The following is a 22,166-nucleotide window of genomic DNA, read 5'->3' as shown; positions in this document are numbered from 1 at the left end:
TTCAGAAGCAGTAGGGATCTCCTGCCTTTAGGCAGGGGAGGATGTCAATTTGTCCTCGTTCATCGTGTGCTCCTTGTCATGCCGGGATAAAAGGCGCGGCGGCGTGCCACGCCGGGAGGTCAGGCCTTCGCCTTCAGGCCGGATGCGTCGACGTGCTTCACGCCCTTGACCGCGCGCGACACGGCGATCGCTTTCTTCACGGCGATCTTCGTCGGCAGCACGCCCGTCAGCGTGACGACGCCGTCGACCGTCGTCGCGCTGATGTCGACACTCTTCAGGCCGTCGACGGTGGCCAGCCGCCCCTTCACCTTGGTCGTGATCCACGTGTCGGTGACGGGTTGGTCCGATTCGGCCTTCATGCCGTTGTCGGCGGACGAGGTTTGCGCCTGCGCGTTCGTGAGCGGTGCGGCGCAAAGCAGGAAGGCCGCACTGATGGCGAGCAGCGTCGAAAGATGCGAGGTCTTGTGCATGGATGTTCTCCTTCGATTGGCGTGGTGAATGGACACGTTGCCGAGCATGGATCGTGCCGCGCGCTACCGGGCGATCGGCGTGTCGTAGCCGGGCTCGCGCGGCGGCATGTCCGGGCGCGGCCCGTCGGGCGGCAGCGGAACCGGCGGGTCGGTGCCGGGCGGCGGTTCGGGCGGGCTGTCCGGAGGCGGTTCGGGCCGCGTCGGATCGGGTGTCTGATGCAGCTTCATCGTGCTTCTCCTCTGCGGTTCGGATGGCAGCGCATGAGCGCCGATGCAGTACCAGCGTACCGAGGCGAACGTGCGTGGACATCGCGCAAATTCACCTGATCGGCTAGTGCGTTTGCACGGGGCGTCCTGAAGGAGAGGGCGATGAGCCTGTTGGCGGCGACGGGCGGAAAGCGGGCGTAGCGGATGCTTTCGGGATCGGCGAGTTGCCGCACGGTGGCGGCGAGCGGCGCGAATGTACTATGACAAATAGTGCATTCGCGCCTGTCGCGGACCGGTACGGCACGCGATCATCGTCACACGCGCCGGCCGGCGCGTGGTGTCGACGAAGCGGCAACCGGGCCGGCAGTCATGCTGACGACAAGGACAACCATTCGATGAACGAACAGGTAAACGAACAGGCGCTGAAGTCGCATACCGACCGGCGCCAGCTGCACCAGATCATCGCGGGGCTCACCGAGGGCGTGATCCTGGTCGAGCCCGACCAGCGGATCGTGTGGGCGAACGAAGCCGCGCTCGCGATGCATGGCGTGACCGAGCTGAAGGCGCTCGGCGCGACCGTCACCGATTACCGTGAGCGCTTCCGGCTGCGCTACCGGAACGACCATCCGGTGCGCGACGGCCACTATCCGATGGATCGCGTGATCGCGGGCGAAGAGTTCAGCGACGTGACGGTCGAAGTCGAATCGGCCGCCGACGAAACCGTGAGCTGGGTCCACCGCATCCGCAGCCTCGTGCTGACGAACGCGGCCGGCGAACCCGATTGCCTCGCGCTCGTGCTGCACGACGCGACCGAATGGGCGAGCGCCGAGGAGCGCTTCGAGCGCACCTTCAACGCGAACCCGGCGCCGGCCGTGATCTGCCGGCTCGACGATCTGCGTTACGTGAAGGTCAACCAGGGCTTTCTCGACATGACCGGCCACGCGCGTGAGGACGTGCTCGGCCGCTCGGTGTACGAGATCGACGTGCTCGAACAGGCCGAGCGACGCGAACTCGCGATCGAGCGGCTCGGCGAAGGCGCGACGATCCCGCAGATGGAGGCCGTGCTGAAGCTCGCGGACGGCAGCACGAAGGCGGTGGTCGTCGCCGGGCAGCCGATCGACATGAACGACGAGGCATGCATGCTGTTCACGTTCATGGATCTCGAGCCGCGCAAGCAGGCCGAGCGCGCGCTGCGGCAGAGCGAGGAACGTTTTGCGACGGCGTTCCGGATGGCACCGGTCGCCACCGCGATCGTCACCGCCGACCGTTTCGAATTGCTCGACGTGAACGGTGCGTTCGCCGCGATGACGGGCCATGCGCAGGACGACCTGCTCGGCAAATCCGCGGACGAGATCGGGCTGTGGGCCGAGCGCGGCGCGTGGCAGCGCATCGAAGGCCGGCTCGCGCGCGACGGCAACGTGCGCAACGCCGACGTGCAGATTCGTACGCGTGAAGGCGACGTGCGCGATTGCGTCGTGTCGGCCGACCCCGTCGCGATTCACGGGCGCGACTGCCTGCTCGTCGCGCTGCTCGACATCAGCGATCGCAAGCGCACGGAGATGGAGCTCGTCTACGCGATCGAAACGGCGATGCAGGATGCGTCGTGGTTCAGCCGCACGCTGATCGAGAAGCTCGCGAACGTGCGGCGCGCGAATGCGCCGGATGCCGGCGCACAACTGTCGGACCTGACCGCGCGCGAGCGCGACGTGTTCGACCTGCTGTGCCACGGTCTTGCTGACAAGGAGATCGCCGGCCGCCTCGGGCTCGCGCCGAACACCGTGCGCAATCACGTCGCGACGATCTACGCGAAGCTCGACGTGCATAGCCGCGGCGAGGCGATCGTGTGGGCGCGCGAACGCGGGATCGTCGGCGCGGCCGAAGCGAACGGCGCGCGCGGCGAGAAGGGCGGCGCGAAGGGCAAGGACTGACGGCGTCGGTACGAATGCACCATGTGCGCTGGTGCATCCGCATCTGCCGCGCACGGCGCCCGCTTGCGATCCTGTCCACTCGGCGGTGCGGCGCAGGCCGTCGCATCGCCGGCTCTCCCCAACCATCGCAGGAGACGACCATGGACAGGAATCGCATCGAAGGCAAGCTCAAGCAGGTCAAGGGTTCGGTCAAGGAAGCGCTCGGCAAGGTCACGGGCGATCGCAGGACGGAAGCGGAAGGCGTCGCCGAACAGCAGGCCGGCAAGATGCAGGAGAAGGCCGGCGAGGCGGCCGACGCGGTGCGCAAGCAGACGGGCACCGATCGGCACTGACCGATGACGCGGCGCCGCAGGCGTCGCGATGGCCGGCCGGGCCGTCATCGCAACGATGATGCGCCGCCGGCATGACCACGGCCGGCCTTGATGGACGGGCGCCGGCGCGGCATTCCGCGACAACGGTTTACCCGCGGCCCACCGACGCGTGGGCCGCGGGCCGGACGCGAACGCGGAACTTGATGACAAATCCTCACAACATAGTTCCGATATTTCGTTTGCTGCACGGGTATTGGCTATCCACAATCCATTCACCTCTTTCGCGATGAAAGGTTCTTCGGAGACGGAGCCGCGGCGATCGACCGGCTAGCAGGGTGCGTTGCATGGCGCCCCGCTGGCGGACGAGATGACCGGCACGCGAGAGGTTGCCGACGCGCGGCAGTCGCGTGTTGCATCCCGGCCCCCAGAACAAGGATTGTCATGACGTTCCGCATTCGTTCGCTTTCCGGCGTCGCATTGACCGCCGCGATCCTCGCGCTCCAGACGGGCGCGGTTCATGCGCAGGAGACGGTCGTCAAGGTCGGCGTGGCCGGCCCGCTGACGGGCGGCGGCGCCGCCTACGGCAAGGACATCGAGAACGGCGTGCGCATGGCCGTCGACGAAGCGAATGCCGCGCATACGACGGTGGGCGGCAAGCCTGTGAAGTTCGTCGTCGCGTCGCAGGACGACCAGAGCGATCCGCGCACCGGCGTGCAGGCCGCGCAGCAGCTCGCCGACGCGCAGGTGGCCGTCGTGATCGGCCACTTCAACTCGGGCACGACGCTGCCTGCATCGAAGATCTACGCGAAGGCCGGCATTCCGATGATCACGCCGTCGGCGACCAATCCCGACATCACGCGCGCCGGGCTCGGCACCGTGTATCGCGTGATCGCGACCGACACGCAGAACGCCGGCAACGCAGGCGCGTATGCGGCGAGCGTGACCAAGGCGAAGCGCATCGCGATCATCGACGACCGCACCGCGTTCGGCCAGGGCGAAGCCGACGAATTCGAGAAGTCGGTGAAGGCGAATGGCGGCACGATCGTCGCGCGCGAATTCACGAACGACAAGGCGGTGGACTTCAGCGCGCAACTCACGAAGATCAAGAGCACCAATGCCGATCTCGTGTTCTTCGGCGGGCTCGACGCGCAGGCCGCGATGCTCGTGAAGCGCATGCGCCAGCTCGGCATCCGCGCGCAGTTCCTCGCGGGCGGCGGCGTGATGAACGCGAACTTCATCAAGCTGGCCGGCAATGCGGCGGAAGGCGCGTCCGTGTGGGAATACGGGCAGCCGCTGTCGCGTCTCGCGAAGGGCAAGCAGTTCGAAACGAAATTCAAGCAGAAGTACGGCATCGACATGCTCGCGTATGCGCCGTTCGCGTACGACGCGACGTGGATCGCGATCAACGCGATGCAGAAGGCGAACTCGACGAAGCCGGCCGATTTCAACGGCGCGCTGAAGAGCACGCGCTACGACGGCATCACGGGCACGATCGCGTTCACGAACACGGGCGACCTGAAGAACCCGAGCTCGACGCTGTACGAGGTGAAGAACGCCGCGTGGCAGCCCGTCACGACGAAATCGGCGGATTGAACGCAACCCGCGCGCGGACTTTCGCGGCGACGCCGGACGTGCTGAAATGCCATCAGCGATCGGTTGCGATCGCGGCGCACGCCGGTGTGGCAGCCGCCCAGGTCTGCCCGCGCGACGCCGCGTGTGACGCGGCACGAACAACCCACGGGCATGGCCGGCTGGCCGCGCCCAACCTGTGCAACTGGAGTCAGTCGTGAGTTCTCAAGTCGTCATCGTCGGCGGTGGTGTGATCGGCAGCTCGATCGCCTATTTCCTGCGCGCCACCGATCCCACGGTTTCCGTGACCGTGATCGAGCGCGACCCCACCTATGCGCGATCGTCGTCGGCGTTGTCGGCCGCGTCGATCCGCCAGCAGTTCTCGACGCCGCTGTCGATCGAGATGTCGCTGTTCGGCATCGACTTCCTGCGCACGATCGGCGAACGGCTCGAAGTGGACGGCCACCAGCCGTCGATCGACCTGCACGAAGGCGGCTACCTGTTCCTCGCGACGCCGGCCGGCGATGCGACGCTGCGCGAGAACCATGCGCTGCAGACGAGCCTCGGCGCGGACATCCGGCTGATGGATCGCGATGCGCTGCGCGCGAAGTTTCCGTGGCTGAACGTCGACGATCTCGTGTCGGGGGCGTACGGCGTGAGCGGCGAAGGCTGGTTCGACGGCTACGGGCTCGTGCAGGCGCTGCGCAAGAAGGCGCAGGCGCTGGGGGCGCGCTATGTGCCGTCCGACGTGAAGTCGGTGATGCGCGATGGCCGCAAGGTGACGCATGTGGTCACGGCCGATGGCGAGCGCTATGCGTGCGACACGCTCGTCAACGCGGCAGGGGCGTGGACGCGCGCGCTGTCGTCGATGATGGGCATCGACATCCCCGTGTATGCGCGGCGCCGCAGCATCTTCAACGTGTCGTCGCCGGCGAAGCTCACGGATTGCCCGCTGCTGATCGATCCGACCGGCGTGTATTTCCGGCCGGAAGGGCGCACGTACATCTGCGGGACGTCCCCGAGCCCGAACCGCGACCCGGACGACCTGCCGCTCGACGAAGTCGACCACGACCTGTTCGACGACGTGATCTGGCCGACGCTCGCGAATCGCGTGCCGGAGTTCGAGGCGCTGCGCGTGGAGAACTGCTGGTCCGGATACTACGAGTACAACGTGTTCGACCACAACGCGATCATCGGGTATCACCCCGAGCTCGACAACGTCGTGTTCGCGAACGGCTACAGCGGCCACGGGCTGCAGCAAGGGCCGGCGACGGGGCGCGGGGTCAGTGAACTCATTCTGGGCGGGCGTTATGACACGCTCGACCTGTCGACGCTCGGCTGGGCGCGGGTGCTGGAAAACCGGCCGATCGTCGAAAAGAACGTCGTGTAGCGCGGCGTAACCCGCCCGGTGTGGTGGGCGGGGATTCTCCTTGTGTCTCAACTCATTGGCCCGACTGTGTCGGGCCTTTTTTGTTGTGCGTGTTGCTGCGCGTGTTAGCCGACGCCGTAGACCGCGTCGCGCAGATCGAGCGTGTACGGGCCGTTCATCCCTTCATAGAGCGTGTTCGACAGCGACACGACGGTGAGCCCGCGGGCGCGGTCGACGAACCACGAATGGCCGTAGACGCCGCCCCAGCGCCAGGTGCCCGGGGACTCCGGCGACAGCGCCGCGCGCGGGTCGCGCAACACGGAAAACCCGATTCCGTACCCCGCGCCGGGCAGGTCGGGCAACGCGAGGTTGCCGGAGTGGATGCGGCCCATTTCGTCGACGAGCTCGGCCGGCAATACTGCGCCACCGCCCGCCCGCAGCGTGTCCAGCACGTTCAGCACGTCGCCGGCGGTGCCGACCATCCCGCCGCCGCCCGATGCGAATGCATCCGCGTTGAGCGCGCGCGACGGCGAGTACGTCACGCCGACGGTTCCGTCGTAGATGGGTACGGCTTCGTTCTCGGCGAGCCGGTGCGGCTGCGGCGTGTCGTTGACGTAAGGCGTCGCGAGCCGCGCGGCGTCGCGTGCGACGAATCCCGTGTCGCGGGTACCGAGCGGGCGGAGCACGAGCGCATCGACCGCAGCGGCGAGCGGCAGTCCGGTGACGGCCTCGATCACCGCCCCAACGACGTCGATCGACAGCGAATAGTTCCAGCCGGTGCCGGGTGCGTACAGCAACGGCACGCTCGCGATCCTGCGCATGTTTTCGGCGAGCGTGATCGATGCGCCATCAAGCCCGTCGGAGACGCCCGCACGCGCATACGGGCCCGTCGCGTCGGCTTCCGCGTAGCGATAGCCGAGGCCGGCGGTATGCGTGAGCAGGTGGCGCACCTTGATCACCGGTACGCTGCCATCACGCAGCGCCGGCCGGAACTCGGGCAGCCAGCGCGTGACGTCGTCGTCGAGCGACAGCTTGTGCTGTGCAACGAGCGCCATGGCGGCTGCCGCGACGATCGGCTTCGTCACCGACGCGAGCCTGAACAGCGTGTCCTCTTGCATCGGCGTGCGCGCTTCGCGGTCGGCGAACCCGGCCGCGCGGCGATAGACGAGCTCGCCGTCGCGTGCGATCAGGACGACCACGCCGACGAGGCGTTGCGTTTCGAGTTGACGGGACAGTACCGCATCGACGCGCTCGGTGAGTGCGGGATCGGCCGACGGTTGCTGTGATGACGCTCGGTTGGGGATCATCGAAGACTCTGTCGTGAGGGGGGAGCCGACATGTTAGGCGGCACGCGGCGGAAGTGCCACTTATCCATACATGGAACAGGGCTTCGTGCGCCGCACGGTCGACGTCGACGGCCACCGGGCGGGCGATTCAGCCGGGGGCCGCGGCGGCTCCGTGGCAGCGAAGCGCTCCGGCTGGCGGCGGCGCCACGCCGCCTATACGCGGGACCGCCGACAAAATATGCCCCAAGCGGCGCGCGGCCTTCGTTAGAATCTGCTTTCGTCGAGAAAATAACGCAATTGCATGGGTGCAGGGCGGTATCGCATGACGGACACTGCTCGCCCAGATTCCATCGTTCATCTTTCACCGGAGGCGAGCATGCCTGGTTTACTTCCCGATGTTGACCGCGAGGGGCTCCTCGAATATTCGGTGGTGTACACCGATCGCTCGGTCAACCATATGTCGCAACGCTTTCAGGGCGTCATGCGCGACATCTCCGCCACGCTGAAAAAAGTCTACAACGCGAAGTCGGTCGTGATCGTCCCCGGCAGCGGGACGTTCGGCATGGAAGCCGTCGCGCGGCAGTTTGCAACGAACAAGAAGTGCCTGGTCATCCGCAACGGCTGGTTCAGTTTCCGCTGGTCGCAGATTTTCGACATGGGCAGCATTCCGTCCGAAACGACGGTGCTGAAGGCGCGCCCGGTCGAAGCGGGACGGCAGGCCGCATATGCGCCGGCCCCGATCGACGAGGTGGTCGCCGCGATCAAGGAGCACAAGCCGGATCTGGTGTTTGCGCCGCACGTCGAAACCGCGTCCGGGATGATGCTGCCCGATGGGTATCTGCGCGCGGTGTCGGACGCCGTGCATGCGGTCGGCGGCATGTTCGTGCTGGATTGCATCGCGTCCGGCACGGTGTGGGTCGATATGCAGGCGAGCGGCGTCGATATCCTGATCAGCGCGCCGCAGAAGGGCTGGAGCGCGTCGCCGTGCTGCGCGATGGTGATGCTCAGCGAACTCGCCCGCGAACGCATCGATGGCACGACCAGCACCAGCTTCGCGTGCGATCTGCGCAAGTGGCTGCAGATCATGGAAGCCTATGAAGGCGGCGGGTTCGCGTACCACGCGACGATGCCCACGGACAGCCTCACGACGCTGCGCGACGTGATGAAGGAAACCGAGGCTTACGGTTTCGACAAGGTGAAGGCGGAGCAGCTCGAGCTCGGCACGCGCATTCGTGCGTTGCTGGCCGACAAGGGTTTCCGCAGCGTCGCGGCCGAAGGCTTCGAGGCACCGGGCGTCGTGGTCAGCTATACGGACGACGACGGGATTCGAACCGGGAAGAAGTTTGCCGACGTCGGCCTGCAGATCGCGGCCGGCGTGCCGCTGATGTGCGACGAGCCGGAGGATTTCAAGACCTTCCGTCTCGGGCTGTTCGGCCTCGACAAGCTGCATGATGTCGACGGGGCGGTCGCCCGGTTTGCCGACGCGCTGGATCGGATTCTCTAGCAGGCTGCTGAAATCGGGAACGGTATAAACGGGCCCGGAGGGCGGTGCGTTAGAGATATCGTGTTCATGATCTTGGCCGGATGGGTGCGATGCAAGAACCGCTGTTCACGACGGTGGACTCGCATGGCACGGTGACATGAGCCGCCCAAGTGTGTCGGTCGCGCGGCAATGCGCCGGTTGGATCGCTCGTGAGCGGTCCAACCACGACGATCCGACTGCAACCCGGCAGCCAATTGCATAGTCCATCCCTTTACGCCGTGATCTCGTGGTCAAGACGAGGCGTTTTTCAACGGGCTGCTAACGCCCGCCATTCCACGGGTCGGTTCGAATCCACGCCCGTGGACTAACTTCCCGGGTTCAAGCGCTTGCTGAGCGCCTGCCCCTTCGGCGTCGTCCAGTCGACGGCCAGCTCGGAAACGACCTGCGAGGCCGACGTGATGACGGCTCCAGCCTGTTCCACGCGTCGCAGCGCCGCGTCGTCGCCGATTTTGGTGAACGACGCGGATGCGTCGGTGACGACCTGTACCTCGTAGCCCTCGTCGAGGAGTTGCAGGACCGGGAACACGACGCAGACCTCGGTAGTGATGCCCGCCACGCACACCTTCTTGCGCCCCGTGGCCTTGACTGCCTCATTGAAGTTCGGGTCGTGCGTGGCGTTGACGATGCCGGAGCGCTTGATGCGCGCGGCAAATGCCTTCGGCGCCACCGCGTCCAGCTCGGGCAGCAACGGCCTCTGGACGCGTTCCTCCATGCTGGTCGTGAACACCAGCGGCAGTTCGGTCGCCACGGCGATCTTCGCCAGCAACACGGCGTTCTTCCTGATCTCCGTCACGTCGTGCGAATGTGTCCAGGAAGTCGTGCCGACCTGATGGTCGATCAGTAGCAACGCCGCGTTCTCCGGCGTAAATACGTTAGTGTGCACGCCCCGCTCCTTTCATGAACGGGTCATCAGGATGACTGATCGATGGCCGGCGATGCCGGTCACGGGCGCTTCGGGCGTCAAGCTTGTTCGGCGAGCCACTCGTTCAGACTCAACAGGTCGGTCTGGCTCGCCTTCAGTGCGCGAATGTCGGCCTTGTATCCGGCCTCGCCGAACCACTCGAACATCCTGCGAGCGTCATAAGGGAGCGACCGCAGCAGCAGCCGTGGAATGGGGAATGGCAACCCCGTCGACCAGCCGTGGCGCTTGAAGGCCGCGATAATCTGCGCGCGGGTCAATTCTTCACCGGCGATTTCCTCGGCCTTGCCGATGAACGCATCAGGGTGCGCGAAGGCATGCGCGACCCACTTGCCGATATCGGCCGTGGCGATCATCTGCAGCGGCTTGTCTGTCGGCACGTAGCTGCGCAACAGTGCCATCAAGACGGTGCGCATGCTCGACTTGCTGAAGTTGTCCATGAAGAACACCGGCCGCACGATCGTCGCCGGGATGCCGATCTGGCGGATGTGCTCCTCGACGCGCCATTTGCTGTCGAAGTGCGGCACGCGTGATTGGCGGTCGGCACCGCCGACAGACGCATAGACGAGGTGCTCGACGCCAGCCGCCAGAGCGACGTCGGCTACCGCAATGCCTCGGCGCGCTTCCAACTCCCCACCTCCGTCGGAGCCTTGCACGGAGAACACGCCATGCACGCCTGCGAAGGCCTGACGCAGCGAGGCGGGATTGTCCAGGTCCGCGGCCAGGACCTGGACATTCTGTGCAGCCAACGCACGGCTTGCCTCGGATTCTGCGTTTCGCGAGATCGCGCGGACTTGCCATCGCCCGTCTGCCAGGAGTGCGCGTATCACGGCCCCTCCTTGCTGCCCGGTACCACCCAAGACAGCAATTGTTTTCTTCGTCATGCACGAGCCCCGAACGATGATATGAACATCGACTGTTTTGATGGTATGAATATCGACTGTTTTATTCGATTGAACAAGTAGGATGAAAAAAGAGACTAGTATGAACAACCATACTGATCATGGCGTACCGCCGCGTTGTCCGCCGACGGAGGCCGAACTCAATGAGTTCCGCCAAGCGATCGACATCATCCGCGGCAAGTGGAAAGTGGAAATCATGTGGGTCCTGCTCGATGGATCGCTGCGCTTCGGCGAGGTACGCAAGGCGCTGCCGGGCATCACCCAGCACATGCTTACCGCGCAACTTCGGGCGCTGGAAGCGGATGGGCTGGTCAACCGGACGGCTTATGCAGAGATTCCACCGAGGGTGGAATATGTTCTGACGGATCACGCTCGCGCGCTCAAGCCGATTTTCGTGGCGTTGACGAAATGGGCAACGTCGCTGCGGAGTCCTGAAAAAATCTCGCCGGAGTCTTCCGACTGAAGTCGGGAGGGGCGCTGGGCTAACCTCAACCCGGTCCGCCTGCCTGTTTCGAATCCATCGGCATGCGCTCGCGGCGCACCGAGTAACACACCTGCAGCAGCAAGGCTTGCAGCAGTTTCTTTAGCGTCGTCGCTCATTGCGACCGCGTCCCGGTCGGAGTTGGCCGGGTAATCGGCGACGGCGGATGTATCTTCGAGATCGTCGATATCGCGGTGTTGCCCGCTCACCAGAAGAAGGGCGTGGGCGACCTGATCATGCGCGCACTCATGGGCTACATTCACGAGCATGCGCCGCCGACCGCCCATGTCAGCCTGATGGCCGATCATGGGACGCCGAAGTTCTCCGAGCGTTATGGCTTCCAGCCGTCGTTGCTGCGCGACAAGGCGGGGATGTTCCGGCGCATCGCGTCACGCGCGGGACGCCGATGCAAGCCGTCAGATGTGGTGGTGCACGATCTTGACGCGATGCCCGAGAATCTTGCCGAGTTCGACGGCCAGACGTGGCTCGATCAACCAGTTCGTGAACCCGAATCCGAGATTGCCGAACGCCCAGTCGAGCTCGAGGAACGTCCAGTCGACGATGCGTGCCGAGCCGCCGCATGCGGGGCAGGCGAGCGTGTCATCGGCTTCGTTCGAGTACCAGGCGCCGACTGCGTCGCCCCAGGGCACCTCATCGAGTGAGTGAGACGCGCCGCAGTGTGGACAACGTACGTCGTTGGGCCCCGGGCCTGAATGAAAGACCGTGCGTTCGGTCTCGAGGCCGACGCCACACCAGTCGTTGCCGAGATTGATGAACTCGGACCACGCACCGGCATTCGGGCCGGGACGATAGATATCGCCGTGCAGCCCATTGCCGCTTTCGGGCACCGCTTGCACGATGCCTTGCTCGGCCAGCCATGCGATGCCGCGTTGCGCGAGGATCGGTGCTTCTTCAAGGCTTGCGTCGATGTCGACGACCCAGACGATATTGTCACTCATGGCGAATCGGGGTATCAGATTGGATGGTCAGGCGATTTCAGGATCGGCAATTTTCGTCACGACGTCGGCAATGTTCAACCGGCTGCCGTGCGCTGATTCGGGTAAGGGTCTTCATCCGAAGACTGGTGCCAGACGGATTGATCGGCCCGCTGAAGTGCTTCAGCATGTTTTTCCCTGAGCCGGTCGATGTCCGGTGCCGCCAACAGGTTTTCCGAGGCACTGATCGAGTCGCCACTGGTGAGATACAGATAGAGCGCGGTCAACTCTTCCAGTTCTGGCGCATCCGATGTAACCGTGAAGATTGCCGGATCGGTGTCGGTCGGATCGATCTTGACGCTCGGGGCGTCGCTTTTCCTGTCGCGGAGATACAGGCGCGTCCAAAGCCTGCTGTGGACCGGATAGGCGTCGCCGTCCGTGTCCACATTCCGCGGGGGCCCGTACAGCAGGTCGATAAAGCATCTGAAATCCGGGCGGTTCCTGGCGATCTTGACGGTATGCATTGGGTTCCTGGCTGTTCGCACGCTGCTGTAGATCGCAGCAAGAAGCGATTCTAAATCGCTATGTCGAAAGACGCTTCGTTAGCGATCTGGCGGTGTCGAGGACGCTTGTCGATGGTTGGCTGGACTGAATTGACTGACCACATTTCTCCTCGGCAACCATTCCCGTCTCATCTCTTCAATCATCGCCGATGACGAACACGCGATGCGTGCCATGCGGGCCGACGCTATCGCGCCAAGCGATACAAAACATCGGGACAACCTTCCTCGTTCCTGCTTCCGTCGCTGTATGCAATCGCAACGAACCCGTGCCGTTCATAAAACGCAGCAGCATCGCGATTCATCTGGAACGTATAGAGCTGGAGCATGCCCACCGTCTGCGACTTCACCGATTCCAGGAGGGAAGATCCAATCCCTCGTCGCTTGAATTCGGGGCACACGTACAACTGGTCAAGCCATGCCACGCCATCGGTAACGACGTGCGCGGCCATGCCGACCATGCGGTTATCGTTCACGGCAACGGTGACATTGCCCGACGGCACAAGTACGTTGGCCACCCAATCGTGGACCGCGGCTTCGGCGTGCGCGAGCGGCGCATAGGATGCCAGCGTGTTGCGCGACCGTAGATAGACTTCAGCCACCTCTGCGGCATCCGCCGCAATCGCTCGACGCAAGATCAAGGGCATCTGTCGGCCGCTCCGAAAGCTTCACAAGGTGCACAACGATAGCAGCACGGAATCGAACTTCCAAGATCGCGCAGACTGCGCTGAAACTGGCGAGACCGGACATTCAGCGCGACGTATCGAGTGTGCGGTACAGCGAATCGGCCGTGAGATCTCGTTATCGATTCACTGTTTTCTTCCGGGATTCCCGGGATCCGACATTCCCGTATCATCTGTCCGATTCGACCGGATCGCACGACCTGGCGATTCCGCACAAACGAGAGGACGAGCGATGAAGGGCGAAGGGCGCGGCCACGGTAAAGCGATCGAGCACGACGCGGCGGCGGCGCCGAAGCGGGCCGGTATCGCACCCGTCGCGAAGAGCACCGATCCGCGCGACTACCAGCATGCGCCAGGCATCGCCACCGTCATGCCGAAAGCCTTTCCCGACGGCTTCGTCGTCGCCGAGCATCGGCACCCGCGCGCGCAACTCGTTTACACCACGACGGGCATCGCCGAAGTCGTCGCCGGCCAGTCGCTGTGGATGATCCCGCCGCATCGCGCACTCTGGATTCCGCCCGACCTGCCGCACGCGATGCGCGCACACGGACCACTCGAAATGCGTACCGCCTACGTCGACCCGCGAGCGTATCGGTCGGCAACCCCGGATCAGCCGAGCCTGGTCAACGTTTCGCCGCTGCTGCGCGAGTTGATCGTGCGCGCGTCGTCGTTCCCGGTCGAGGTCAATCCCGATGGACGAGACGATCTCGTCATCCAGCTCATGCTGGCCGAGATCGAGTGGTCTCCGGAGCAGCCCTTGCCGCTGCCGTCCGGCCAGGACCGGCGTCTTGCCCGAGTCTGCGACGCGCTGCTCGAGCATCCGGCCGATCAGCGAACGCTGACGGAATGGGCCGATGAAGTCGGTGCATCGAGCCGGACACTCGCCCGGCTGTTCACTGCCGAAACCGGGTTGTCGTTCAGCCAGTGGCGGCAGCAGGCCCGGATTTCGGCCGCACGCCCGCTGCTGGCGTCGGGATGCGCGGTGATCGCCGTCGCGGCCGAACTCGGCTATGAAACCACGAGCGCCTTCTCGACCGTGTTTCGCCGGTTTGTCGGCATGACGCCCAGCGCGTACGCGAAACTGTCCGATTCCGCGTAGCAATCGTCTTTCCAGCACATGCGGCGCGTGGCGCGTGCCTTTATCGTGTCGCTCATCGAACCCACTGACCGAATGAGGCAAGCCGACATGACGCGACACGACATCGAATTCCTGTCCGAAGCCGCCACGCTGCGAGGCTGGTACTACGAGCCGGCGCAGCGCCTCGCCGATACGCCGACGTATCCGGCGATCGTGATGGCGCACGGTTTCTCCGGCGTGAAGGAGCAATATCTGGACCGCTACGCCGAAGTGTTTGCCGCCAGCGGTTTTGGCGTGCTGCTCTACGATCACCGGAATTTCGGTGCGAGCGACGGGTACCCGCGTCAGGAGATCGACCCCGTGCAACAGAAGCGCGGCTATCGCGATGCGATCAGCTATCTGCTGACCCGCCCCGAGGTCGACGCCGCACGCATCGGCATCTGGGGCACCAGCTACAGCGGCGGCCACGTGCTCGAAGTCGCGGCAATCGACCGGCGCGTCAAATGCGTGGTGGCGCAGGTGCCGACGATCAGCGGGTATCAGTCGGCGTTGCGCCGCACGCGTTCCGATCTGGTGCCGGCGCTGCTGGCTCGCTTCAATGAAGATCGCGCGCAGCGATTCGCGGGCGGCCCGCCGGCGATGTTGCCGGCAGTCAGTGCCGATCCCGCGACAGCCTGTGCGATGGCCGGCGCCGATGCGTACCGGTTCTTCACCGAGTCGGCGGCGCAGTTTGCACCGAACTGGAAAAACGAAGTGACGCTGCGCAGCGCCGAGATGTCGCGCGAGAACGAACCGGGCCAGTATGTCGATCGCATCTCGCCCACCCCGTTGCTGATGATCGTGGCCGACCAGGATCTGCTGACGCCCACCGATCTTTGCCTCAAGGCGTGGGGTAACGCGCTGGAGCCGAAGCGCTTGCTCCAGATCAAGGGCGGGCATTTCACGCCGTATATCGAGCATTTCGACGCAACCAGCCGGGCGGCGGTGGAATGGTTCACGCTGCATTTGGCCGGCACGCGTTGATCTGGCCCGTTGCTGCGTCGGCGGTGTCCACGGCTTGTATGACAGTCGCCGCCGGTTTTGACGGTGCGTGCGTTTGCCGGGCACATGAGAGCTTGATGCGCGATGGCGCCAATCTGCCGGCCGGAAGCGGTGTACGCGAACGGCAAGCCGAGCCGTCGTGACACGGGCACGCGGGCTCACGGCCTCATGGGCGATGTGTCACCACCTGAACGCACGCGACGGCGACCGAGGCTTCGTTATATGGAGTAATAGCTGTAATTTGGCCTGAAATTTTCTTTCCGGTGACTCGGGCTAGACTGGTCTCGCCTTGATACCCCCCCAAGGTTGTTGTTGTGTTCTCGGTTTGGCCCGCGCGTTCAAGTGCGGGCCAATTTTTTCGGGCGGGCGCCGCGGGCGGCCGAACGATCGCCGACCGGATGCACATTGGAGGAAACGTAGCGTGACAGTACGCCCGACAGTCCGCGGTGCCGGTTCGCTCGTGCGGATCGCCGCGTTGAGCGCGGCGGCGGCGGCCGCGATGATGTCCGCCATGCCGTCGGCATTCGCGCAAGCCAGCGAGCCCGTGGCCAGCAGCGTATTCGTGCACCGCTCGTACGACACGGGCAATAGCGCGATCAATGACAACTTCCAGTACATCGCGCATCCGCCAATACGGCCGGTTGCCGCGAGCGCGCCTCCGGTCGCGCGTGGCGCACACCGCGGCCGCCGCGGACAGACGGGCACCACGAATTCGGCCGGCGCAACGGGCAGCGGGGCGAATAGTGCGGCCATTCCTTTGCCGACCATGCCGGCGGACGGGTCATCCGGCACCCCGGTTTCGCAATAGCTATCTCTCTCTGAATCCTTCCTGGCGGTCCGGGCGACCGACGATCGGTTGCAGGGTCGTTTGAGATTGCCGGGTGTCGCCAGGCATCGCGATGACGTTGTGTAGCACGGTGTGACCGCTCGATGAGGGATGAGCGGGATGTCTCCTTGTATCTCGCTCGTTGGCCCGACTGTGTCGGGCTTTTTTTGTTCGGTTGCGAGCGGGGGTGCCGGCGACGGCTACGTGTGGCAACATCGCGGTGATTTCCGCATTCCATCCGGGTGTCGGCAGACCCATCTATCCGAGGGGGAGTCATGTTTGACCATGTCAAATTCGGCGTGAGCGACTATGCAGCCAGCAAGGCGTTTTTCCTGAACGCGCTGGAACCGCTTGGCGTAGTGGTGCAGGGGGAGGGCGAGCCTTCGTACGGCATCGAGATTTCTCCGCCGGGCCAGCCCTCGTTGTGCCTGTTCCAGACGACGGAGAAACCGGCGCATCTTCACATCGCGTTCGTGGCCGAGCATCGGCAGCAAGTCGACGCGTTCTATCGCGCGGCGCTGGAGTCAGGCGGGAAGGACAATGGCGCGCCGGGGCTGCGGCCGCACTATCACGCGAATTACTACGCGGCGTTTGTCATCGGGCCGGATGGGCACAATATCGAGGTGGTGTGTCATCGGGCGGAGGGGTGAGCGTCGGGCGACTGATCGCTGTCATTCAAACCATGAGCGAACGCATACGCCACGCACGCAACCGAGCATTCCCGGATGAGTGAAATCACCATTGATTGGCCTTTTTATCTCATCGTGCTTGGAACCGGCATGGAATACTGGCCCGTGACGCTTTGTGTCGGCGTGGTGGGATTGTATTTCGGGGCGACTCGCCTGCGCGGTGTGTGGCGAGTTGCCTGCCTCCTCATTGCGCTCTTGTTCATCGGTGATGCCGGTACCGGAATTTACTTATCCCTTGGTTAGCGTTCAGGAAAATCACGCTGACGCATGGCGTGCAAAACGTTGTCGGCGTGGGCGCGCGGTACGCGTCGGAGCGCGAGCGGTCAGGAGCAGGCGCCGGGTTTCGGTGTCTGGCGTGTCAATCAGTAGTGGAAAGGCAGCGTAAAAGAATGACGAGAAATCGCGGTAACGGGATGCGCGCCGACAGCGGTGCGGGCGTGTTCTCCTTGCGGGCACGGGCCGTACTTTTGCGGGCGGTTTTATTTTTCCCGTTGGCATACCACTGCCAGGCTCACGCCGAAGCGTCGGTACCAAAGAACATCACGCCGGCAAGCTCCGGATATAAAACGGAGATCTTCAATCTCGTCGGTCCGGACGGGGATCAATTCGATACGGCGATCGGCCGGACGGTATCGGCCGCATTCGACCGTTTCCTGAATCTGGCCGGCCAGGATTCGAAAACGATTCGAAAGCGCTTGCTGAGCGGTCCCGCGACGGAAGGGACACTGTGGCAAATCGGTGAGTCTCGCGAATGGCTTTATCACATTTGCCAGGCCCACCAGTGCAACGTGACGAATGTTGCCCTGCTTTACGATGAACAATCACATCGCGCGGCAGGACGGCTGCTGTACCGCTGCGAGACAAAGTGGCTCGGAAACCCGAGCGACGCGGAACGGGCGCTGATCGGGCGTGAATATCCCGTCAAGATCGACCCGGACGACGCAAAGTTCTTTTGCAAGAGGCCGTGATCGACGTGGTTTTTCTCGCCAACGCCGTGTTCGAGTGGGTTCCAGCGTGCGACTTCAGTCTGGCCGTTGGCGTAGCGGCCGGATGAATGGTCTATTTCTTCCACGATGGCGGGAAAAACAGCTCCGTGGTCGCCGCAAGCGAACTGGCGTCAAACATCTTCAAAAGGTGTTCGGCGCGCATGTCGTACAGCTTGATATGCACCAACTCGATCGCGCCGTTGTCGTCCTCAAGCGCGGATGCATCAACTTCCGGACTCACGAAGTGTTGTTCGCCGGCGAACCGTTCGAGTGGCTGCATCCCGAGCGTCGTCGCGAGGAAGATTCGGGTGGCCTCGGGCAGACGGGTATCGGCACTGAACTCCCAGCCATCGTCGGTTAGCCGCTTTTCATTCGGTAGCGGGAGAATGAATGCCGCTTCGTAGCGTCGCCTCAACGGAACCCCCTGAATCATGGCGAAAGACAGACGACTGAAGCATATCTCTTCCTTCTCCCGCGTTCGGCATGATCGGGCTTCGTCGACAAGATTCCGCGAACGCCGCCGCACACATTCGCGGCAGGTTTGCGCGAAGACCCGGCAGATGGCCCCGACGTCTTCCAGCCGCACACACAAACCCTTCGATTTCACTTGCACCTGACGCTACGTCAGCTTTTATGGTCGACACCGACGACTGGGAAAAAATGCGACTGAAAATCGGCGATCTGGCGAAGCAGGCGGGACTGAGCGTCCGGGCCCTGCATCACTACGATGCAATCGGGCTGCTGTCACCGTCGCAGCGCACGGACGGCGGCGCGCGCCTGTATGGGCGGGACGACCTCGTCCGGCTGCATCGGATCGAGGCGCTGAAGCGGTTCGGGTATTCGCTGTCGGACATCAAGGCCAGCCTCGATGGTCAACTCGCCGGTTCGCCGCTCCAGCTTCTGCGGCGCCAGATTGCGGAACTCGACGTGCAGGCATCGCGCGCGCAGCGCCTCAGTCGTCACCTGCGATACATCGTGGACATGATCGCCGCCGGCGACGAGACCACGGCGACCGACTGGCTGAACGCTCTGGAGTTGATGAACATGATGCAAAAACACCTTGATGACGACGAACTCGATGCGCTGCTGGCATCCGGGCCGGATACGATCGCGCCGACGGATCCATCCTGGCTCGAACTGATCGACGAAGTGCGCATTGCCAGGCAGCAGGCGCTGCCGGCCGACAGCGAGGCCGCCCATGCACTGGCGTGGCGCTGGATCCGGCTCGTGGTCCGGATGACCCGCAACGACCCGACGCTCGCGACCAAGCTGATGACGATGCAGCTCGACGAGCCGCGCGCCCCGCAAATCGTCGGCATCACGGCGGAGATGCTGGCATGGATCGACGAAGCGTTCACGCACGCGCGCTGTGCGCTGCTTGCGAAATACCTCGATCCGGCTCAGGCCGACGAAGTGCGGCGGCGCCAGTTCGCCGCGATGAAGCATCGGGCGTGGCCGGCACTGGTGGTCGAGCTGAGAGCGCACCTGGATGCGGGCGTCGACGCCGGCGCCGCACCGGTGCAGGCCGTCGTCAAGCGCTGGCAGCAGCTGTTTCTCGACAGCTTCTGCGGCGACGACGCGGCGCTGGAAGCACGCGTGCGCGATGCGATGATGCGTGAACCGGATCTGCAACTGGGCATCGGCCTCGACGATGCGTTGCTCGCCTATCTGAACCGGGCGCATATCGTCGGCCACGACACGACGCCGGTGAACGCCGGCCCCAAGCCGAGCGCATTGATGGTGGCCACGCAGCGGGCCGCGCACCAGTTGCTCGACCGGCCGCTGGTGCTCGACGATCCGGTCGCGCTGACCGTCCTCGGCACGGCCGAGGCGCAAGCGTTGCGCGACAACCTCGACAAGTTCCGCCAGCCGATGACCGTGGGCATGCGCAGCACGGTGGTCGTACGCAGCCGGCTGGCCGACGACGTCTGGGCCGATGCGATCGAACGCGGCACCCGCCAGTACGTGGTGCTCGGCGCGGGGCTCGATACCAGCGCATACCGGCGACCCGATGCGCCGGGACGCGTGTTCGAGGTCGACCTGCCGGCGACGCAGGCGTGGAAGCAGGCCCGCTTGCGCGAGGCCGGCATCGCGGTGCCGCCGTCGCTGCAGTTCGTGCCGGTCGACTTCGAGCGCGTCGGTCTCGCGGAGGGACTGGCGCGCGCCGGCTTCGATCCCGATGCGCCGGCGCTGTTCAGCTGGCTGGGCGTGACGATGTATCTCGACGAGGCCGCGGTCGTCGAGACGCTGCGCTTCATCGCCGGCTGCGCCAAAGGCAGTGCGGTTCTGCTCGAATATGTGGTCCCGCTGTCGAGCCTGTCGCCGATCGTGCGTATCGCGGTGGAGCAGATGATGGCGCGCTTCGCCGAGCGTGGCGAACCGTGGAAGAGCTTCTTCGAACCCGCCGAGCTGACCGGGCGGCTGGCTGCGCTGGGCTTCAGCCACTGCAACACCTGGACGCCGGACGAGTTGAACCAGCGTTATCTCGCGAATCGTTCCGACGGGCTGCATATCGGCGCGTCACCGGGGCGTCTGGTGCTGGCCACTGTCTGACGTGTGTTGGCCGGCGCGCGTCGCCGGCCGCACCCGTTCATTCGACAGACTCGGCCGGATCATCGACAATTCGCGCCTGACAAAACATGAGAGAAGGGGGGCAGGTGCATGCGCAGGGTTTTCAAGCGGCTCGGCGTGATCTTGAGCATTTCCATTGTTGGCATCGCAGGGGCTCAAGCCGCATCCAGCGAACTCGCATTCCCGCGTTTCGCCCAGGCGGAGGGCCGGCTGGACAACGAGGGGTTCCCGTTGTCCGGCGTGAAACTCTGCGTGCTCCCCGATCGCGCGCCGTGCTTCGAAATGCCGCCCGCGCCGCTTTACGATGGCTCGAAGGACGTGTACCAGTTCGGTCTGAAGCCGCGATCCGAACGGTTGCCGATTGCGTCGGGCGGCTCGTGGGTGTTCTTCTCGGGGATGTTCTTCGGCGGTGGCAGCGGGATGCTGGAGCGCGTGGCGATATTACGTTATGGCGCGAACGGCAAGATCGAGAACCTGATGCCGAAAGTCACCCAGACGGAGCTGGCCGACCGCGCGATGTGGAAGGTGCCGGACGTGTCGCCCTATCCGGTGTTCGTTCGAGCCGATTACCTGTGGGGCGACGGCGAGAGTCATTTCGAGGCGCACCTGTTCGTCGTCGATGCGTGGGTGTTCGATCCCGCCACCAGCCAGTACAGGAAGCGGTTTTCCTACCGGACGACCAAGCGCTATGACCGCGGCGAGGGCTCGGATCATGTGCTGACCGCCGAGCGTGCGGAAATTCTGCGGCGCCTCGCCGCCAGCCAGTAGCCTGCTACGGGGCGGCCCGGTATCCGTCGAAGCACGTGACGGCTTTCGGCGGGCCCGGCGCGCGAACCCTCATCGCTGCGCTTCGCCGTACGTCTCCCTGCACACCTTGCGCAGTGCGTCTACGAGCAGATCGCGCGCCGGCGCGCGCGAATCGGCGGCGCGGGTAAACAGCGCGATCGGCGGGAGCGTCCACACCAGCGAGTACGGCACGATCGCCACGCCGGCGAACCGCACCAGTTCTTCCGCGATATCGGCGGGCACGATCGAGACGGCCTCGTCGCTCGACGCGATCATCTCGCCGATCAGCTTCGACGAATAGCTTTCGACGATCGGAACGGGCGGCGGGATGCCGGCCGACAGGAACAGGTCGGTCACCTGTTCCCGCATCGGCGTATGCGGTGCGCCGAGAATCCAGTCGAGCGCGTGCAGCTTGTGCCAGTCGAGCGCGGTGCGAGCCAGTTTCGCGGCAAGACGCCGGCTCGCGATCATGCGCGGCTGCTGCTGGTACAGCACCTCGAAGGAGACCTGGCCCAGATCGATCGCCGACGACGCCCGCCCGATCACGATGTCGACGCTGTGGTCCCTGAGCTGCAGCAGGAGCTGATCGCTGGTGCCTTCGTGAATCGTCACGGTCACGCGCCGCTCCATGCGCGCTTGCAGCCGCTTGAGCGCCGCCGACAGCATCTGTCCGGAAATGAACGGAATCACGCCGATATGCAGGTGGGCCGCATGCCCGGCGGCGACGGCTTCCATTTCGCGGGCGAGGTGGTCGAGATCCTTGATCATCGCCTTCGCCCGCTCGAGCACGACCGCGCCGAGCGCGGTGGGCCGCATGCCGCGCGACGAGCGCTCGAACAGCGGCGTGCCGAACATGCTCTCCAGCTCGGACAACGCGTTCGTCACGGCCGGCTGGCTGCTGGCCATGTGCTCCGCGACGCGCGTCAGCGATCCGTGCTGCTGGATCTGCAACAACAGCACCAGGTGCCGCATCTTCAGGCGCGCGCCCAGCCGCCTGACCACGTCGTTTGCGTCAAAAGTCATTGA

At 64.6% G+C, this 22,166-nt stretch carries 25 protein-coding genes and 1 pseudogene; 16 read left to right on the top strand and 10 right to left on the bottom strand.

Features of this window, described 5'->3' with window-relative positions; all coding sequences use genetic code 11:
* Positions 1 to 119: 119 nt before the first annotated feature.
* Both G3N61_RS08435 and G3N61_RS08430 read right to left on the bottom strand, forming a co-directional pair.
* Entirely contained in the window at positions 120 to 470 is a 351-nt protein-coding gene (locus G3N61_RS08435; protein ID WP_205822159.1) for a BON domain-containing protein, read from the bottom strand.
* A 63-nt stretch (positions 471 to 533) separates the two neighbouring features.
* Positions 534 to 698, bottom strand: coding sequence for a hypothetical protein (locus G3N61_RS08430; protein WP_179258841.1), 165 nt, complete (start codon positions 696 to 698; stop codon positions 534 to 536).
* Positions 699 to 1,072: 374 nt separating this feature from the next.
* On the opposite strand from G3N61_RS08430, the gene G3N61_RS08425 reads away from it, so the two are divergent.
* The 5 genes from G3N61_RS08425 to G3N61_RS08405 all read left to right on the top strand — a co-directional run bounded on the left by G3N61_RS08425 (position 1,073) and on the right by G3N61_RS08405 (position 5,875).
* A complete protein-coding gene (locus G3N61_RS08425) occupies positions 1,073 to 2,605 on the top strand; it encodes a helix-turn-helix transcriptional regulator (RefSeq protein ID WP_205822158.1) in 1,533 nt (510 codons plus the stop codon).
* Positions 2,606 to 2,745: 140 nt separating this feature from the next.
* Positions 2,746 to 2,937, top strand: a complete 192-nt coding sequence (locus G3N61_RS08420; protein ID WP_205822157.1) for a CsbD family protein — start codon at positions 2,746 to 2,748, stop codon at positions 2,935 to 2,937.
* A 420-nt stretch (positions 2,938 to 3,357) separates the two neighbouring features.
* Positions 3,358 to 4,509: a branched-chain amino acid ABC transporter substrate-binding protein gene (locus G3N61_RS08415; protein WP_043178523.1), complete on the top strand. Its 1,152-nt coding sequence runs from the start codon at positions 3,358 to 3,360 to the stop codon at positions 4,507 to 4,509.
* Entirely contained in the window at positions 4,506 to 4,706 is a 201-nt protein-coding gene (locus G3N61_RS08410) for a hypothetical protein (protein ID WP_241017644.1), read from the top strand. Before G3N61_RS08415 ends, G3N61_RS08410 begins: the two co-directional genes overlap by 4 nt.
* Positions 4,703 to 5,875: an FAD-binding oxidoreductase gene (locus G3N61_RS08405; protein WP_205822155.1), complete on the top strand. Its 1,173-nt coding sequence runs from the start codon at positions 4,703 to 4,705 to the stop codon at positions 5,873 to 5,875. The genes G3N61_RS08410 and G3N61_RS08405 overlap by 4 nt, the downstream gene beginning before the upstream one ends.
* Before the next feature lie 104 nt (positions 5,876 to 5,979).
* On the opposite strand, the gene G3N61_RS08400 is transcribed toward G3N61_RS08405, so the two are convergent.
* Positions 5,980 to 7,161, bottom strand: coding sequence for a serine hydrolase domain-containing protein (locus G3N61_RS08400; protein ID WP_205822154.1), 1,182 nt, complete (start codon positions 7,159 to 7,161; stop codon positions 5,980 to 5,982).
* 355 nt (positions 7,162 to 7,516) lie between these two features.
* On the opposite strand from G3N61_RS08400, the gene G3N61_RS08395 reads away from it, so the two are divergent.
* Positions 7,517 to 8,644 carry an aminotransferase class V-fold PLP-dependent enzyme gene (locus tag G3N61_RS08395; RefSeq protein WP_205822153.1) on the top strand — a complete coding sequence of 376 codons (1,128 nt, stop codon included), beginning with the start codon at positions 7,517 to 7,519 and terminating at the stop codon, positions 8,642 to 8,644.
* A gap of 343 nt (positions 8,645 to 8,987) precedes the next feature.
* Here G3N61_RS08395 and G3N61_RS08390 read toward each other — a convergent pair whose 3' ends face one another.
* Positions 8,988 to 9,530: an isochorismatase family protein gene (locus G3N61_RS08390; RefSeq protein WP_241017643.1), complete on the bottom strand. Its 543-nt coding sequence runs from the start codon at positions 9,528 to 9,530 to the stop codon at positions 8,988 to 8,990.
* Positions 9,531 to 9,643: 113 nt separating this feature from the next.
* Positions 9,644 to 10,486 carry an NmrA/HSCARG family protein gene (locus tag G3N61_RS08385; protein WP_205822151.1) on the bottom strand — a complete coding sequence of 281 codons (843 nt, stop codon included), beginning with the start codon at positions 10,484 to 10,486 and terminating at the stop codon, positions 9,644 to 9,646.
* Between the two features lie 100 nt (positions 10,487 to 10,586).
* On the opposite strand from G3N61_RS08385, the gene G3N61_RS08380 reads away from it, so the two are divergent.
* Together G3N61_RS08380 and G3N61_RS40050 are read left to right on the top strand one after the other, a co-directional pair.
* Positions 10,587 to 10,967, top strand: a complete 381-nt coding sequence (locus G3N61_RS08380; RefSeq protein ID WP_205822150.1) for a helix-turn-helix domain-containing protein — start codon at positions 10,587 to 10,589, stop codon at positions 10,965 to 10,967.
* Positions 10,968 to 11,092: 125 nt separating this feature from the next.
* Positions 11,093 to 11,320 (top strand): annotated as a pseudogene (locus tag G3N61_RS40050) (GNAT family N-acetyltransferase); the annotation flags it as partial.
* A gap of 81 nt (positions 11,321 to 11,401) precedes the next feature.
* On the opposite strand, the gene G3N61_RS08370 reads toward G3N61_RS40050, so the two are convergent.
* From G3N61_RS08370 to G3N61_RS08360, 3 genes are all read right to left on the bottom strand, one after another.
* Entirely contained in the window at positions 11,402 to 11,944 is a 543-nt protein-coding gene (locus G3N61_RS08370; RefSeq protein WP_043178512.1) for a hypothetical protein, read from the bottom strand.
* Positions 11,945 to 12,018: 74 nt separating this feature from the next.
* Positions 12,019 to 12,444: a hypothetical protein gene (locus G3N61_RS08365; RefSeq protein WP_205822149.1), complete on the bottom strand. Its 426-nt coding sequence runs from the start codon at positions 12,442 to 12,444 to the stop codon at positions 12,019 to 12,021.
* A gap of 224 nt (positions 12,445 to 12,668) precedes the next feature.
* Complete coding sequence (locus G3N61_RS08360; RefSeq protein WP_043178509.1) at positions 12,669 to 13,127, bottom strand: GNAT family N-acetyltransferase; 459 nt, start codon at positions 13,125 to 13,127, stop codon at positions 12,669 to 12,671.
* Between the two features lie 268 nt (positions 13,128 to 13,395).
* On the opposite strand from G3N61_RS08360, the gene G3N61_RS08355 reads away from it, so the two are divergent.
* The 6 genes from G3N61_RS08355 to G3N61_RS08330 all read left to right on the top strand — a co-directional run bounded on the left by G3N61_RS08355 (position 13,396) and on the right by G3N61_RS08330 (position 17,765).
* Complete coding sequence (locus G3N61_RS08355; protein ID WP_205822148.1) at positions 13,396 to 14,262, top strand: helix-turn-helix transcriptional regulator; 867 nt, start codon at positions 13,396 to 13,398, stop codon at positions 14,260 to 14,262.
* A gap of 87 nt (positions 14,263 to 14,349) precedes the next feature.
* Complete coding sequence (locus G3N61_RS08350; RefSeq protein WP_043178506.1) at positions 14,350 to 15,264, top strand: alpha/beta hydrolase; 915 nt, start codon at positions 14,350 to 14,352, stop codon at positions 15,262 to 15,264.
* A gap of 478 nt (positions 15,265 to 15,742) precedes the next feature.
* Positions 15,743 to 16,090, top strand: coding sequence for a hypothetical protein (locus G3N61_RS08345; protein ID WP_205822147.1), 348 nt, complete (start codon positions 15,743 to 15,745; stop codon positions 16,088 to 16,090).
* A gap of 293 nt (positions 16,091 to 16,383) precedes the next feature.
* Positions 16,384 to 16,758, top strand: coding sequence for a VOC family protein (locus G3N61_RS08340; protein WP_043178503.1), 375 nt, complete (start codon positions 16,384 to 16,386; stop codon positions 16,756 to 16,758).
* Positions 16,759 to 16,833: 75 nt separating this feature from the next.
* A complete protein-coding gene (locus G3N61_RS08335) occupies positions 16,834 to 17,040 on the top strand; it encodes a hypothetical protein (protein ID WP_205822146.1) in 207 nt (68 codons plus the stop codon).
* A gap of 170 nt (positions 17,041 to 17,210) precedes the next feature.
* Positions 17,211 to 17,765, top strand: coding sequence for a hypothetical protein (locus G3N61_RS08330; protein WP_205822145.1), 555 nt, complete (start codon positions 17,211 to 17,213; stop codon positions 17,763 to 17,765).
* A gap of 91 nt (positions 17,766 to 17,856) precedes the next feature.
* Here G3N61_RS08330 and G3N61_RS08325 read toward each other — a convergent pair whose 3' ends face one another.
* Entirely contained in the window at positions 17,857 to 18,396 is a 540-nt protein-coding gene (locus tag G3N61_RS08325; protein ID WP_205822144.1) for a hypothetical protein, read from the bottom strand.
* A gap of 47 nt (positions 18,397 to 18,443) precedes the next feature.
* On the opposite strand from G3N61_RS08325, the gene G3N61_RS08320 reads away from it, so the two are divergent.
* Positions 18,444 to 20,336: an SAM-dependent methyltransferase gene (locus G3N61_RS08320; RefSeq protein WP_205822143.1), complete on the top strand. Its 1,893-nt coding sequence runs from the start codon at positions 18,444 to 18,446 to the stop codon at positions 20,334 to 20,336.
* A 135-nt stretch (positions 20,337 to 20,471) separates the two neighbouring features.
* The gene (locus tag G3N61_RS08315) at positions 20,472 to 21,122 is read left to right on the top strand and encodes a hypothetical protein (protein ID WP_346778558.1); all 651 of its coding nucleotides are present in this window, start codon (positions 20,472 to 20,474) and stop codon (positions 21,120 to 21,122) included.
* A gap of 69 nt (positions 21,123 to 21,191) precedes the next feature.
* Here the strand turns inward: G3N61_RS08315 and G3N61_RS08310 are convergent, their stop codons facing one another.
* Positions 21,192 to 22,163, bottom strand: a complete 972-nt coding sequence (locus tag G3N61_RS08310; protein WP_205822141.1) for a LysR substrate-binding domain-containing protein — start codon at positions 22,161 to 22,163, stop codon at positions 21,192 to 21,194.
* Positions 22,164 to 22,166: the final 3 nt, after the last annotated feature.

Source organism: Burkholderia sp. Ac-20349, assembly GCF_017104865.1.
Taxonomy (GTDB): Bacteria; Pseudomonadota; Gammaproteobacteria; order Burkholderiales; family Burkholderiaceae; genus Burkholderia; species Burkholderia aenigmatica.
Note: the sequence above shows the minus strand (reverse complement) of the source record. Positions and strands in the feature narration are given on the sequence as shown.